Consider the following 13,524-nt stretch of genomic DNA (forward strand, 5'->3'; position numbering starts at 1 on the left):
GGTGTTGTGGGTTCCGCACCCTTCACACGGGTCAGGAACCCACAACACGATGGGTAAACCCACCGCGCGGGAACGCGCGCGGTCGTACAGCGCGGTCGTACAGCGCGGGCGACGACTCGGCCGCCCAGACCCACCCACGGATCGATCAAGAGCCGCGTTTCCCCGGCGTCGGAGTCAGATGGCCGGCCCCCGCGCCCACTCAGCGGCCGACCGAGTCGTGTGCACGCAGTTCGCTTCGGTCAGGTGGTTTGGGAGAGGGCTACGGAGAGGCCGATGGTCAGAGCCATGACGACGAGTTCTACCGTGACCACTCGCCAGAAGGTGTGGTTCGTGGTGCGGAGGTCGGGGGTGGAGCGCGCTCGGTGCAGGGCCGCGAGGGCGAGCAGGAGGGCGAAAGCGACGACCTTCGTGAGCAGGAGGGCGCCGTACGCGTCGTCGAGGAGCGCTTCGGGGATCGATGCCCAGCCGCCTGCCTGCGCGGCGAGGCGGCCGGCGCCGGAGAGCAGGCCGCTGAGGACGAGGGCGATCGACGAGATGACCGCGACCTGGCCATACCGCTCCAGCACGATCGGCAGCCCGGCGCGGCTTGCCCGGCCGTAGCGGACCAGGCCCGCGAGGCCGCCGATCCAGGTGGTCGCGGCGATCACGTGGATGACGAGGGCCGCGCCGGCGAGGACGACGTACGACTCGTTCCTCGGGTACGCCGTGACCGCGGTCGGGACGAGCGCCGCGATCGCGACCAGGACGCCGAGCCCCGCGGCCGAGGAGGTTTGCACCCGGCGAATGCCGATCGCCAGCGCGAGGACGAGGATGCCGGTGATCAGCAGGGCCTTCACCTCGGGTACGCCGAGGGCGTCGTCGAGACGGAGGTAGAGCAGCCGGACGCGGGTGTTCAGCATCAGCGACGCCGTCACCACGGCGCCCGCGAAGGCGCACACAGCCCAGATGTACGCCGAGTTGCTCGCGTCGCGGACCGCACGCCGACCCTGTACACCGAGCGGTCCGCCCTCGAGCCGCAGCACCACCGCCGCGAGCAGCGCGCCGGCACAGCCGACCGTGGCCAGCATCGAAACCATCCGCAGCAACGGCAGCAGCCAGGCGACGAACGCACCCGGACCACCGATTCCACCGATGTCCTGCGGCGCGCTGTCGGCCGCGAACAACGCGACCACCAGCCCTACCGAGGCCACCACGACAGCACCCGCCCCACCCGCAACCAGACGTCCGGGCATGCGGTGCCGGGCGGCGCGGGTCGCGGTCACCGCGGGGACCGGTCAGGGGCACCAATCAGCACGCGGCTCACTATAGGGTCAGCCGTAGCTGGGCTGCCCAGTCCGACACCATCTCGTGACCCGGTCTTCCCGGGTCACACCGAACCTCGGCCGAACGGTGACCGCAACGAGACGGAGTCAGTGCTCCGCGTGTCTGTCGCGGTCGCCCGCCGCCTCACTCGTCGCCGCAGTCGTCGCCTGATCCGTCGTCGATTTCGAGCCAGAGGTCTTCGGCTCCGCAGCGTCGTCCGGGGACGGCGAGCCGTCCGGATTCGCTGGGTCGTCGGACCGTGCTGGGACGTCCACACCAACGTGGTCCACGTCGATGCGCTTCAACTGTTTGGCCATGTTCCGCCACAGCAGCACTGTGGCGGCACCGAGTGCGAGCACGATGAACAGCGCGCCCCACCCCGGCTTCACGACGTTGGGGTCGATCTCGGCCGTCTGAAGGGAGATCATCGCTGTCACGCCACCATTCTCTCATTGTCCGCGCCGCCCGTCAGCGCAGCCCCGCGAACAGATCGTCCTCGGGCAGCTCCGACTCGACCAGGCTCCGCGCGAGCTCGTAGTCCTCGGTCGGCCAGGCCGCCTGGTGCACCTCCAGCGGGACGGCGAACCAGGGTCCGTCCGGGTCGATCTGGGTCGCGTGCGCGAGCAGCGCCCGATCCCGGACCTCGAAGTACTGCGCGCACTCGACGCGGGTGGTGATGCGGCGCTCGTTCTCCGGGTCCGGCTTCCAGTCCTTCAGACGCTCGGCGTACGGCGATTCGAGGCCGCGCTCGACCATCGCGTCGTGGAGCGCCTTCATCCGCTCGTAGTGGAACGTGTGGTGGTAGTACAGCTTCAGCGGCTGCCACGGCTCGCCCAGCTCCGGGTAGGCGTCCTTGTCACCGGCGGCCTCGAACGCCGCGACGCTGATCTGGTGGCACATCACGTGGTCCGGATGCGGGTAGCCGCCGTTCTCGTCGTACGTCGTGACCACCTGCGGGCGGAATTCGCGGATCAGTTTCACCAGCGGGGCGGCGGCGTCCTCGACCTTCTGCGCCGCGAAGCAACCCTCCGGCAGCGGCGGCAGCGGGTCGCCCTCCGGGAAACCGGAGTCCACCCAGCCGAGCCACTCCTGGCGGATCCCGAGGATCTCGCGGGCCGCGTCCATCTCCTTGCGGCGGATCTCGGTGATGTTCGCCAGCACCTCGGGGCGGTCCATCTTCGGATTCAGGATCGATCCGCGTTCCCCTCCGGTACACGTGGCGACCATCACCTCCACGCCCTCGGCGACGTACCGGGCGGTCGACGCGGCTCCTTTGCTCGACTCGTCGTCCGGGTGGGCGTGCACATGCAACAACCGAAGATCTCCACTCACAAGACACAATGGTCCTCCAACACCCGCGAAAACCCACGACCGACCCCCTGGACACCCCGTGACCGAGCACTCTGCCGCCAGTCCGACCTCCGACCTGAACGCCCGCTACGGCAGGCCCGGACGGTCGCGGCGGCCGTTGCTGATCGCCGGCGTCGGCGTCGTCGTCCTGGCCGGTCTGGCCTGGCTGATCTGGGCCGCGTGGGTGCAGTCGAATCCGCCGGTCACCTCGCAACTGCAGGGCTTCGAGATCGTCTCCCCCACCAGCGCGAAGGCCACGGTGAAGGTCGACCGCAGCAAGTCCGTCGAGGCGAGCTGCCGGCTGCAGGCCAAGGCGGCGGACTTCTCGATCGTCGGCGAGGTCACGGTCACCGTCCCCGCGGACGCACCCCGTCAGCACGTCCTCCCGGTCACGCTGACAACGCAACGCTCCGCCACCTCGGTCGTTCTCGTCGGCTGCACCACCGCCGACCAGCACCGCGCGCGCTGACCCGAGTACGGCCCGTCGATCAGGCCCGGTGGCATCCGATTACCGGAATCCCTGGCCGGATCGGCGAATCAGGCGGCGAGCAAGCGTTTACCAGGGGATTCCGGTCCAGGTCAGAGCCTGCGTGATCGCCGGTCTCTTGCTACGCTCGAAGCAATGGTCGCCGTCGACGACGGCGGCCAGCAGTATTTTCCTGCCCATCCCAACCGACACAAGGAGCAGCCCGTGACGCAGAGGATCGACGAAGACAGCGTTGTCTGGCTGACGCAGGACGGTTACGACAAGCTGGTGTCCGAGCTCGAGCACCTCAAGGGCCCGGCCCGTGCCGAGATCACCCGGCGCATCAGCGAAGCCAGGGACGAGGGCGACCTCAAGGAGAACGGCGGCTACCACGCCGCGAAGGACGAGCAAGGCAAGATCGAGGCCCGGATCCGGCAGCTGGAGGACATGCTGCGCCGTGCCCGGGTCGGTGAGACGCCGAAGGACGACGGCGTGGTCGAGCCCGGGATGAAGGTGTCGATCAAGTTCGCCGGCGACGACGACGTCGAGACGTTCCTGCTCGGCTCGCGTGAGTTGCTCGCCCTGGACTCGTCGGTCGACATCGACGTGTACTCGCCGCAGTCTCCGCTGGGCGCCGCGATCCTCGGCAAGAAGAAGGGCCAGAAGGCCTCCTACGAGGCCCCGAACGGCAAGGACGTGACCGTCGAGATCGTCGCCGCGGAGCCGTTCACCGGCTGACCCCACCAAGCTTCCGAAGCGCCCCGGTGGGAACCCCCACCGGGGCGCTTCGTACTTGGCGGGCCGACGGCGTCAGCGGCCGGTCGCGCTGCGGTACTTACGGACCGCGAGCGGCGCGAACACCGCGATGATCACCGCGCACCAGATCAGCGACAGCCAGACCGGGTGGCGGGCCGGGAAGCCGTCCGGGCTGGCGAACGGTGACGGGTTGCCGAACAGGTGCCGGCAGGCGGCCACGATCGACGAGATCGGGTTCCACTCGGCGACCGGTTGCAGGCCGCTCGGCAGGTTCGGCGTCGGGACGAAGGCGTTCGACAGGAACGTCAGCGGGAACAGCCAGATCAGCCCGGCCGACGCCGCCACCTCAGGGCCGCCGACCGACAGGCCGATCAGCGCCCCGACCCACAGCATCGCGAACGCGAACAGCAACAGGATGCCGAAGGCGGCGAGCGCCTGGCCGAACCCGTTGTGCCAGCGCCAGCCGACGACGAACCCGCACAGCACCATCACCAGCATCACGAACGCGTTGAACACCAGGTCGCCGACCACCCGGCCGGAGATCACCCCGGATCTCGCCATCGGCAGCGACCGGAAGCGGTCGATGAGCCCCTTCGACATGTCGTCGGCGAGACCGACGCTCGCCGACGCGACCGCGAAGGCCATCGTCTGGGCGAAGATCCCGGCCATCAGGAACTCCCGGTACGCCCGCGCGCCCGGGAAGCCCGGAATCGGGATCGCGTTGCCGAACACGTAGGCGAACAGCAGCACGAACATGATCGGCTGGATGGTCGCGTAGATCAGCATGTCCGGTGTCCGCGGGATCCGCTTCAGGTTCCGCCAGGCGAGGATCCCGGCGTCCGACAACGCCCGGGCGATCGGGTTCACCCGGGTGGGCACCTGCACACTCACAGCGACTCCTTCTCTTCGGCCTCGTGCCCGGTCAGGGTGAGGAACACGTCGTCCAGCGTCGGGCGGCGCAGCCCGATGTCGGCGATCCGGATCCCGGCGGTGTCCAGCGTCCGGATCACCTCGACCAGCGAACTCGACCCACCGGGCGCGGGGACGGTGATCCGGCGGGTGTGCTCCTCGAGCGTCGCCGCGTCCGGCTCCACCACCCCGAGCGCCTGGGTGAGCAGGTCGTGCGCCCGGGTGACGTCGGCCGGATCGTGCACCACGACCTCGATCCGCTCGCCGCCGACCTTGGCCTTGAGCTCGTCTGCCGTACCGCGGGCGATCACCGAGCCGTGGTCGACGACCGCGATGCTGTCGGCCAGCTCGTCGGCCTCTTCCAGGTACTGTGTGGTGAGCAGGATCGTGACGCCCTCGCGCACCCGGTCGCGGATGATCTGCCACAGATCGAGCCGCGAGCGCGGGTCCAGCCCGGTCGTCGGCTCGTCCAGGAAGAGCACCTGCGGGTGGGCGATCAGCGACCCGGCGAGGTCGAGGCGGCGCCGCATGCCCCCCGAATACGTCTTCAGGGTCCGGTCCGCCGCCTCGGTCAGGTCGAACGTCTCGAGCAGCTCATCGGCCCGCTCCTTCGCCTGCCGGCTGGACAGCCGGTACAGCCGGCCGAACATCCACAGATTCTCCCGGCCGGTGAGCAGTTCGTCGACGGCGGCGTACTGCCCCGACAGCCCGACCAGCGACCGGACCGTGTCCGCCTCGGCCACCACGTCGTGGCCGAGCACCCGGGCGCTGCCGGCGTCCGGCTTCATCAGCGTGGTCAGCACCCGAACCGTGGTGGTCTTGCCTGCACCGTTCGGCCCGAGCAGGCCGAGCACCGTCCCTTCCGGCACGTCGAGGTCGATGCCGTCGAGCGCCTTGACCGTCGTCTTGCGGCCTTTGAATGTCTTCACGAGGCCCGTTGCCTCGATTGCACCCATTCGCGCATCCCCCTTCTGGATGTGACGCAGGCCACCATGGTGCCCGACACCGCCGACAGTTTCACTCGAAAATTAAATTGAGTCTCTCCGACTCAACTTTGTTGATACTTGAGTCGACAGGACTCAAGGTGCCGTCTACGGTCGCGGAATGGGCATCCTCAGCCATCCGGATTTCCGCCGTCTGTGGGCCGCCGACCTGCTCAGCCAGCTCGGCTCCCGCCTGACCATGGGCGCGATCCCCCTGCTCGCGGTCCTGACCCTGAACGCGTCGACCTTCCAGGTCTCGCTGCTGCGCACCTGCGAGACGGCGGCCTGGCTCGCGCTCGGTCTGTTCGCCGGTGCCTGGGCCGACCGCATCCGCTGCCGCCCGGTCCTCGTGTACACCGACCTGTTCCGCGCGCTGCTGCTCGCGTCGATCCCGATCGCGTGGTGGTTCGACGTACTCACGCTGGCTCAGGTGTACGCCGTGCTGATCCCCGTCGGCGTCCTCACCGTGCTGTACGACGTCGCGCACAACTCGTACTTGCCGCGCCTGCTCGACCGGGACCGCCTGCTACCGGGCAACGCCAAGCTCGCAGCGAACCACTCGATCGCAGCGGTGGTCGGTGCCGGCGCAGGCGGCGTCCTTGTCCAATGGATCGGTGCCGCGGTGACAATCGGAATCGACGCACTCAGCTTCCTGTGGTCGGCGTTCTGGCTGCGCTCGATCCGCGCGCCGGAACCCGCACCGCCCAAGCCCGAGCGGCCGAACCTGCGCCGCGAGATCGGCGAAGGCATGCGGTACGTCTTCACGCATCCGGTCCTGCGGCCGGTCGCGCTCACCACAACGACGACCATGCTCTTCCAGGCCGCCTCGAACGCGATCATCATCGTCTACCTGGTCCGCGGCGTACATCTGCAACCGGCGACCATCGGTCTGCTCAGCATGATCGGCCTGCTCGGCGCGATCGTCGCCTCCGGCGTCACCGAGAAGCTCAGCCAGCGGTACGGCGATCCGCGCACGCTGCTGTTGTCGTCGACGGGGGTCGGGGTGGCGTTCCTCGTCCAGGCACTGACGGCGCCGGGGTGGATGGTGAGCTGGTACGTCATCGGCACGCTGCTGGCCGGGTTCGCCATCATCGTCAGCTACATCCTGCAGGTGAGCCTGCGGCAGCGACTGTGCCCGCCGGAGCTGCAGGGGCGGGTGAGTGCCACGATGAGCTTCGTCAGCTGGGGCGCCGCACCCATCGGCAGCCTGCTGGGCGGCGCGCTGGGCACACTCTTCGGACTGCACGCCACCTTGTGGATCGCCGGCGCCGGAGCCCTGGCCGGCAACGCGTTCCTGTACTTGTCCCCACTCCGCCACAAAGCCCTGCCCCTCCCGTCCGTCACCGCGCCGCGCCGACCCGCCTGATCGCCCCGCCGGCAATCAGCGTGGTTGCCCATTCACCTGGAGGGTTGCCCGTCCGCCCGGAGGGTCGCCGGTCCGGCCGGAGGGTCGCCGGGGTCCGGCCGGAGGGTTGCCCGTCGGCCAGGAGGGTTGCCCGTTCATCTGAAGGGTTGCCCAGCGAAAATTTGAGTGGGCAACCCTCCACCTCGATGGGCAACCCGACGCCTCTGGCAGCAGCCAGCTCGACCGGACGCCGTACCGCGGAGTCCCCGGCAACTGAAGGGTTGCCCACTCAACTGAAGGGTTGCCCACTCAACTGAAGGGTTGCCCACTCAACTGAAGGGTTGCCCACTCAACTGGAGGGTTGCCCGTTCATCTGGAGGGTTGCCCGTTCATCTGGAGGGTTGCCCGTTCATCTGGAGGGTTGCCCGGCGAAATTTGAGTGGGCGACCCTCCGCCTCAGGAGGCGACCCTTCAGGTCGGGAGGCGAGGTTGCCGGGGGTACGGCGTACGCGGGTTGACGTGGTGAGGGCTCAGTCGGTGGCGATTTGGGCGGTTCCGACCAGGACCTCGACGTCGAGGGCGGCGCGGCCGCGGCCGATCTCGACGTCCTTGGACTGGCCGGACACGGCGCCGGTCCAGGTGACGCGGCCGAGTTGGGCCTCGGTGTGGACCTTGACGTCGGAGCCGCGGCGGAGCGCGACCTGCGCCGTACCGGACTCGACGCGGACGCGGGAGCGGCCCTTGGTGAGCTGGGCGTCCAGGTTCGCGGAGCCGGCCTGGACGAGGACGTCGATCGGGCCGTCGACGTCGGTGACCTTCGCCGTACCGGCGGTGACGCGGACCCGGCTGAGACCGGGCAGGCGCTCGGCGTTCACGCTGCCGCCGGTGACCTCGACCTCGACGGCGAGGTTCGGGTTGACGCGGATCGACAGTTCCTTGGCGAGACCGTTGACGTGCGCCTTCAGGTCGGTCGGGTTGCGCAGCATGCTGAACCCGTCGATCGAAACCCCCATGTCGCCCTCGCTGCTGATCGCGAGCGTGTCACCGTCGCGCTTGATGACGTGCGGGCCGTCGACGGCGACGCCGTTCACGGCCGGCTCACCGATCAGCCGGACCCGGCGACCGATTGCGCGGACCGTCACTCGCTGGACCCCGGACGGGATCGGCACGTTGCTGTGCTGCTCTTCAACCGGCTCGGCCTCCTCGAGCACGGCCTCCCCGGTCACGACGTCCGCGGCCGGCGCGACCACGGGCTCCGACGCAGGCTCCGCCGCGGGCGTGGCGGCAGGTTCGGCACCAGGCTGGGCGCCGGCGTCGACCGCAGACTCACCAGTCGGCGAATCGACCGCGTCCGCCCAAACAGACGGCGACGGTACGTCCTCCCCCGTCGGCCAGGGCCGGTCGGACGCGGCGCCCGCGGACAGCTGCCCCTCGGACGGCCGGGCCTCGGGCGCACCGTCGGCAACCGGAGCTTCCCCGCCCGCTGCGGTAGCCGCGTCCCCCGCGGACGGCTCGGTCTTGAGGGCGGCGATCAGCGTGGCGGCCTCCTCGGTGGACAGGTGCCCCTTGGCGACCCGGTCGAGGATGCCCTTGACCTTCTCGTCATAGCTCTGGTTGCTCATGCCCCCAGTCCAGCACCCCGCCGGGTCGAAACCAATCGGGGAATCCCCCGAAAAGCGATGGTGCGAACCCCCGAAGGAGGCCCGCACCACCGCGTTCTCATATCAGCAACAGCCCGGGAGGCTGGTTGTTGTCAAGCAGGTCGTGCTCAGGCGGCAGGCGTCATCTCTTCCTTGGCCAGCTCGTCCTGGACGGCGGCCAGTTCCTCGGCCTCGCGTTCCTCCGCTGCCCGCCGGGCCCGGAGACCCCGCAGACCGGTGAGCGCGATCACCAGACCGAGCGCCGCGATGCCGGTGACCACCCCGAGGCCAGACTTGTACGCCGACAGCACGCCGGCCGACGCGGTGACGCCGACGGTCTGGCTGCTGATCACCGCGGTGACGATCGCGAGGACCACCGCGCCGCCGACCTGGTTCGAGGTGTTGAACAGCCCGGAGGCGAGTCCCTGCTCGTGGTCCGGTACGCCGGACACGGCCTGGATGTTCAGCGCCGGGAAGCCGATCGCGAACCCGAGACCGAGCAGCATGATGGTCGGGAACACGGTCGAGAAGTACGCCGACTCCGGGCCGATCCGCAGCGACAGGGCATACCCGGCGACGAACAGCCCCATCGCGGCGATGATCATCGGTTCGGTGCCGACGCGGTCGACGACCTTGCCGACGTTCGGGGACAGCGTGGCGACCAGCAGGCCGGCCGGCAGGAAGCCGAGCGCGGTCTCGAAGGACGACCAGCCGAGCAGGTTCTGCAGGTACATGGTGCCGATCAGCTGGAAGGCGACGTACGAACCGAAGACGGTCAGGATGGCCAGGTTCGCGCGCCGCAGCGAAGCGTTGCGCAGGATGCCGAGCCGGACCAGCGGGTGCTTGGCGCGCTGCTCGATCGCGACAAAGCCGGCCAGCAGTACGGCGGCCAGTACGAACAGACCGATGGTCTGGAACGAGGCCCACCCGGCGTGTTCGGCGCCGACGACCGCGTAGACCAGCGCCAGCATGCCGGCGGTGACGGTGACCGCACCGGGGATGTCGTATCCGCCGGCGGAGTCGTCACGCGAGCTGTTCGGGATCAGCTTGATGCCGAACAGCAGCACGATCAGGGCGACCGGGCCAGGCATCAGGAAGGTCCAGCGCCAGCCGACCTCGGTCAGCGCGCCGCCGAGGATGAGGCCCATCGAGAAGCCGCTGGCGGCGCAGGTGGTGAAGATACTGAGGGCGCGGTTGCGATCCGGTCCCTCGTGGAAGGTCGTGGTGATGATCGAGAGCGCGGCCGGGGCGGTGAACGCGGCGGCGACGCCCTTCACGAACCGCGCGGCAATGAGCAGTTCGGGGTTGCTCGCGAGCGAGCTCAGCATCGAGACGACGGCGAACACGGCCAGCGCGATCAGGAAGACCCGGCGCCGGCCGAGCAGGTCGGCGGTCCGCCCGCCGAGCAGCAGCAGGCCGCCGTACCCGAGCACGTAGCCGGTCACGACCCACTGCAGAGAAGCGAGCGAGACGCCCAGGTCGGCGCCGATCGACGGCAGCGACATGCCGACCATCGAGACGTCCAGGCCGTCGAGGAAGATCACGCCGCAGACCACCAGAAGTGCGCCCCAAAGGCGCGCGTCCCAGTTCATGCGGGCCGGTGATGTGGTGTGCGTTGTTTCGGTCACGAGGAGAGACTATTGCATGCACGTGCATCTAATGTCTAGGCATTAAATGCGTTTGCATAGAATGCGTGTGCATGCTATGGTCGGCGACATGACCGCTACGAAGGTCAGCGGTGGACCTGGTGAGACCACCGCCGATGTCCGCGAATGGCGTGAGCTGCTGGCCCGGCACGCGGATCTCACCTGCGCGCTCGATCGGGCGCTGCAAACCCGCCACTCACTCGGGATGAGTGAGTACGAGGTGCTCGAGCGGCTGGCCGAACTGCCGGAGCAGTCCGCGAAGGTCGCCACGATCGCCAAGTCCGTGCATCTGAGCCAGAGCGCGCTGTCTCGCGTGATCGGCCGCCTGGAGAGCGCCGGCCTGGTCGAGCGCCACATGTGCCCCGAGGACCGGCGGGCGATCAACGTACGGCTCACCGACGAGGGCCTCCGCCGCCAGACCGAGGCCCAGCCGACCCAGCGCCAAGTGCTCGCCGAGCGCCTGCACGCCCCGCTCGGCAAGACCTGCGAGCCCACCACCATCCTGCCGTAAGTCACCGCGACCACCCGCGGTGCGAACACATCCCACCCGCGGTACGAGCACATCCCACCCGCAGTACGAGCGTGCTCGCCGACACCCGCTGCTCACGCTCCGGCGCAAAATCCTCCTAGGAGAGCTTTCGCCACGACGTCGGAGGGTTTTCGCACGTTATGGGGGCAAAAGTCTCCTAGATGATGGATGCACGGCCTGGTCTGGATTCGGTGGGTCGTAGGCGGTGATGGAGCCGAGGACGCTCAGACGCGTGACGCGTGACGCGTGACGCGTGACGCGTGGCGTGCGGCGCTTGGCGCTTGGCGCGTGTCAGGTCGACAGGACGTCTCCCGTACCAGGGGCCACCGCTGAGCGTGAACCAGGAACCGAACACACCCGCCCCACACCACACTAACTGTCGAGCGTGCACACCTTCGGGCCGCGCATCAATCATGTAGTTCGCCGCGCAGCCTCGATGGGTGGCGTCCCCTCGTCCCGAGCGGCGGTCAGCGCAGCGGGGCGCCGTCCTGGATGGCGGCGATCTCGTCCTCCTTGACCAGGGTGGCGAGGCGAGCGAAGGTCCGCAGTCGTACGGCGCGGTCGAGCTCGGGCGGCATCGAGGGCAGGATCGACTGCGGCCAGAGCAGGTGCCGACGGAACAGGTACGACGCCAGCGCGTCGGCGGCACCGCGCTCGCCCAGATAACCGAGCCGCTGCAGCGTCGACCGGCCGGCGATGCGCGCGGCCAGACGGTCGACCACTCGCATCGGGATGCGTTCGACGGCTTGGTTCGCCAGGAAGACACCGAAGCCGTGAAACACCGCGAACAGGTCGGCCAGCGCCTCGGCATCCGGGCGGGCAGGGTCGATGAAGTGGTATCCCGACAGCACCTCGTGGCCGAGCTCGTGGGCGGTGGCCGCGACGACCGCGGCCGGATCCGCCATCATGCTTGCCGAGAGCAACACCGCGGTCGCCTGCTGACCACCCGGGCGCAGATCGAGCCAGGCAGCGCGCGCCTCGCTGTCGGCCAGCTCCTGCTCGTTCTGCAGTTGACGCTCGGCGAGGACGTCGATCTCGGCCGCGAAACCGGCGTTCCGCAGTGCGTTCACCTCGGCCGACGTCATCGTTGCCTGCGGCCCCGGAACGGCGGCGCTGCGGGCGGCCGCACGGACCTCCTCCAGCCGGAAGCTGAACCGGATCCGGTCGTCGGGGATCTCCATCCACGCGCAAACCTTCAGACCCAGGTCGCGGGCCGCGCGCTCCGATCCGTCGTAACCGGCCGGGACGAACCGGCTCGGTACGACCGGCGGCCGGCGCAGCGGCTCGATGCCGAACCGTGCGATCAGCCAGTCCAGTGAGTCCTCGATCCACCGCTCCGGGCCACCGGGCAGCAGGACCTTCGGTCCGTACAGCAACTCGCGCTCATGGAGCCGGCGCCGCCACGCGCCGATCAGATTCATACCCGCACTGACGCAGCCGCGCGGCCGTCCGTTCCATCGATTCTGATCACCACCCGAGGACGGTCGGCGGACCTCCGATCAGCTCGTCGAGGCGGGCCACGAAGCGCGCCCGCGGCTCCGGGTCGAGTGCTTGATGCCACTCCGGGAGCAGCGGCCCGTCGCGGACCAGATGATGCTGCCGGAAGCGGTACAGCGCCAGCGCTTCGGCGACGGCGCGCTCGCCGAGGTAGCCGAAAGTTTCCACGGTCGGGGTACCGAGTGTGGTCTCGTCGAGCGCGGCGTTGGCGTGCGCGATCCCGAAGCCGTGCAGTACGGCGTACAGGTCGGTCAACGGTTCGCGCAGCGCACCGGCGCCGCCCGGAACGGTCGACGACATCAGGACCTGGTGGCCGAGTTCGTGTGATACCGCCGCGACCAGCACGGTCGGGTCGGCGAGCAGGCCGGAGCCGAGCATTACGGCGGTGTGGCCGGGCAGCAGTTCGACACCGGGGAGGCAGTAGGTCAGGTCGGTCCAGCGGCCGGCGCGGGAGGCCTCGCGCCCGGCAGTCGCGGGATCGGGCCGGGCGGACCGCTGCTCGAGTTCGGCCCGGCGCCCGGGGTCCGGCTCGGCCGCGAGTTCACGGCAGCGGACCAGCTCGGTGAGGAAGTCGAGGAACGCGAAGCGCTGGATCTCGGGCAGCAGCCCGTCGTCCGGCAGGTCCGCCTCGGCCTCGTGCTCCTGGGCACCGCACTCGGCCAGCAGCTCTTCGAAGCGGTCGTCCACCGCGGCGCCGAGCATGCGTGAGTACGTCCGTACGGCGGCGACGTCCTCCGCGCGGGCGCCGCGGAAGGCCGGCAGCGAGCGGGCGACGTACGCGTCGGCTATCGTGGCCGCGAGCAACTGTCCCGCCTCGACGACCCGCTCCAGCCGGAAGCTGAACCGGATCCGCTCGGACGGGATCCCCATCCGCTCGCTCACCCGCCGGCACACGTCCAGCGCGGCCGCCTCCGACCCGTCGTACGCCGCCGGCACGAAAGCCCGCGGTACGACGACGGGCCGGCGCAACGCCGACGTACCGAAGTGGTCGGTGAGCAGCTGGAACGACGAGTCCACCCAGCGCCGCGGCCCGCCGGGCAACTCGACCTTCGGAGCCCGGACGAGGTCGCGGAAGGACATGTCAGTCATGCCTGCTCCGAC

General features: G+C 69.5%; 13 protein-coding genes. 4 read left to right on the forward strand and 9 right to left on the reverse strand.

Annotated features, from left to right (window positions below; translation table 11 throughout):
• Window positions 1–239: 239 nt before the first annotated feature.
• The 3 genes from AB0B82_RS29585 to mca form a co-directional block, all read right to left on the reverse strand.
• Window positions 240–1,193: a CopD family protein gene (locus AB0B82_RS29585; RefSeq protein WP_360175715.1), complete on the reverse strand. Its 954-nt coding sequence runs from the start codon at window positions 1,191–1,193 to the stop codon at window positions 240–242.
• Window positions 1,194–1,409: 216 nt separating this feature from the next.
• Window positions 1,410–1,739 carry a hypothetical protein gene (locus AB0B82_RS29590; RefSeq protein ID WP_360175718.1) on the reverse strand — a complete coding sequence of 110 codons (330 nt, stop codon included), beginning with the start codon at window positions 1,737–1,739 and terminating at the stop codon, window positions 1,410–1,412.
• Between the two features lie 31 nt (window positions 1,740–1,770).
• Window positions 1,771–2,634: a mycothiol conjugate amidase Mca gene (gene mca, locus AB0B82_RS29595; RefSeq protein WP_360175721.1), complete on the reverse strand. Its 864-nt coding sequence runs from the start codon at window positions 2,632–2,634 to the stop codon at window positions 1,771–1,773.
• A gap of 58 nt (window positions 2,635–2,692) precedes the next feature.
• Here mca and AB0B82_RS29600 point away from each other — a divergent pair, with 58 nt between their 5' ends.
• Both AB0B82_RS29600 and greA read left to right on the forward strand, forming a co-directional pair.
• Window positions 2,693–3,121 carry a DUF4307 domain-containing protein gene (locus tag AB0B82_RS29600; RefSeq protein WP_360175724.1) on the forward strand — a complete coding sequence of 143 codons (429 nt, stop codon included), beginning with the start codon at window positions 2,693–2,695 and terminating at the stop codon, window positions 3,119–3,121.
• Between the two features lie 222 nt (window positions 3,122–3,343).
• A complete protein-coding gene (greA, locus tag AB0B82_RS29605; protein WP_360175727.1) occupies window positions 3,344–3,856 on the forward strand; it encodes a transcription elongation factor GreA in 513 nt (170 codons plus the stop codon).
• Between the two features lie 72 nt (window positions 3,857–3,928).
• Here the strand turns inward: greA and AB0B82_RS29610 are convergent, their stop codons facing one another.
• Both AB0B82_RS29610 and AB0B82_RS29615 read right to left on the reverse strand, forming a co-directional pair.
• Window positions 3,929–4,765, reverse strand: a complete 837-nt coding sequence (locus AB0B82_RS29610; protein WP_360175730.1) for an ABC transporter permease — start codon at window positions 4,763–4,765, stop codon at window positions 3,929–3,931.
• Window positions 4,762–5,739, reverse strand: a complete 978-nt coding sequence (locus AB0B82_RS29615) for an ATP-binding cassette domain-containing protein (protein ID WP_360175733.1) — start codon at window positions 5,737–5,739, stop codon at window positions 4,762–4,764. The genes AB0B82_RS29610 and AB0B82_RS29615 overlap by 4 nt, the downstream gene beginning before the upstream one ends.
• Window positions 5,740–5,887: 148 nt before the next feature.
• Between AB0B82_RS29615 and AB0B82_RS29620 the strand changes: the two genes are divergently transcribed.
• Window positions 5,888–7,132, forward strand: a complete 1,245-nt coding sequence (locus tag AB0B82_RS29620; RefSeq protein WP_360175736.1) for an MFS transporter — start codon at window positions 5,888–5,890, stop codon at window positions 7,130–7,132.
• Between the two features lie 509 nt (window positions 7,133–7,641).
• Here the strand turns inward: AB0B82_RS29620 and AB0B82_RS29625 are convergent.
• Both AB0B82_RS29625 and AB0B82_RS29630 read right to left on the reverse strand, forming a co-directional pair.
• The gene (locus AB0B82_RS29625; RefSeq protein WP_360175739.1) at window positions 7,642–8,733 is read right to left on the reverse strand and encodes a hypothetical protein; all 1,092 of its coding nucleotides are present in this window, start codon (window positions 8,731–8,733) and stop codon (window positions 7,642–7,644) included.
• Window positions 8,734–8,879: 146 nt separating this feature from the next.
• A complete protein-coding gene (locus AB0B82_RS29630; protein ID WP_360175742.1) occupies window positions 8,880–10,379 on the reverse strand; it encodes an MFS transporter in 1,500 nt (499 codons plus the stop codon).
• Between the two features lie 88 nt (window positions 10,380–10,467).
• Here AB0B82_RS29630 and AB0B82_RS29635 point away from each other — a divergent pair, with 88 nt between their 5' ends.
• Window positions 10,468–10,908 carry a MarR family transcriptional regulator gene (locus AB0B82_RS29635; RefSeq protein ID WP_360175745.1) on the forward strand — a complete coding sequence of 147 codons (441 nt, stop codon included), beginning with the start codon at window positions 10,468–10,470 and terminating at the stop codon, window positions 10,906–10,908.
• A 485-nt stretch (window positions 10,909–11,393) separates the two neighbouring features.
• Here the strand turns inward: AB0B82_RS29635 and AB0B82_RS29640 are convergent, their stop codons facing one another.
• Together AB0B82_RS29640 and AB0B82_RS29645 are read right to left on the reverse strand one after the other, a co-directional pair.
• On the reverse strand, window positions 11,394–12,347 hold the full coding sequence (locus tag AB0B82_RS29640; RefSeq protein ID WP_360175748.1) for a hypothetical protein: 954 nt from the start codon (window positions 12,345–12,347) through the stop codon (window positions 11,394–11,396).
• Window positions 12,348–12,393: 46 nt separating this feature from the next.
• On the reverse strand, window positions 12,394–13,512 hold the full coding sequence (locus AB0B82_RS29645) for a hypothetical protein (protein WP_360175751.1): 1,119 nt from the start codon (window positions 13,510–13,512) through the stop codon (window positions 12,394–12,396).
• Window positions 13,513–13,524 lie beyond the last annotated feature (12 nt).

The sequence above is a fragment of the Kribbella sp. NPDC048915 genome (assembly GCF_040649595.1).
GTDB lineage: Bacteria > Actinomycetota > Actinomycetes > Propionibacteriales > Kribbellaceae > Kribbella.

Coding starts and splice junctions, on each gene's coding strand:
- AB0B82_RS29615 (WP_360175733.1), bottom strand. CDS start 5,739: ATGGGTGCAATCGAGGCAACGGGCCTCGTGAAGACATTCAAAGGCCGC.
- AB0B82_RS29620 (WP_360175736.1), top strand. CDS start 5,888: ATGGGCATCCTCAGCCATCCGGATTTCCGCCGTCTGTGGGCCGCCGAC.
- AB0B82_RS29625 (WP_360175739.1), bottom strand. CDS start 8,733: ATGAGCAACCAGAGCTATGACGAGAAGGTCAAGGGCATCCTCGACCGG.
- AB0B82_RS29635 (WP_360175745.1), top strand. CDS start 10,468: ATGACCGCTACGAAGGTCAGCGGTGGACCTGGTGAGACCACCGCCGAT.
- AB0B82_RS29640 (WP_360175748.1), bottom strand. CDS start 12,347: ATGAATCTGATCGGCGCGTGGCGGCGCCGGCTCCATGAGCGCGAGTTG.
- AB0B82_RS29645 (WP_360175751.1), bottom strand. CDS start 13,512: ATGACTGACATGTCCTTCCGCGACCTCGTCCGGGCTCCGAAGGTCGAG.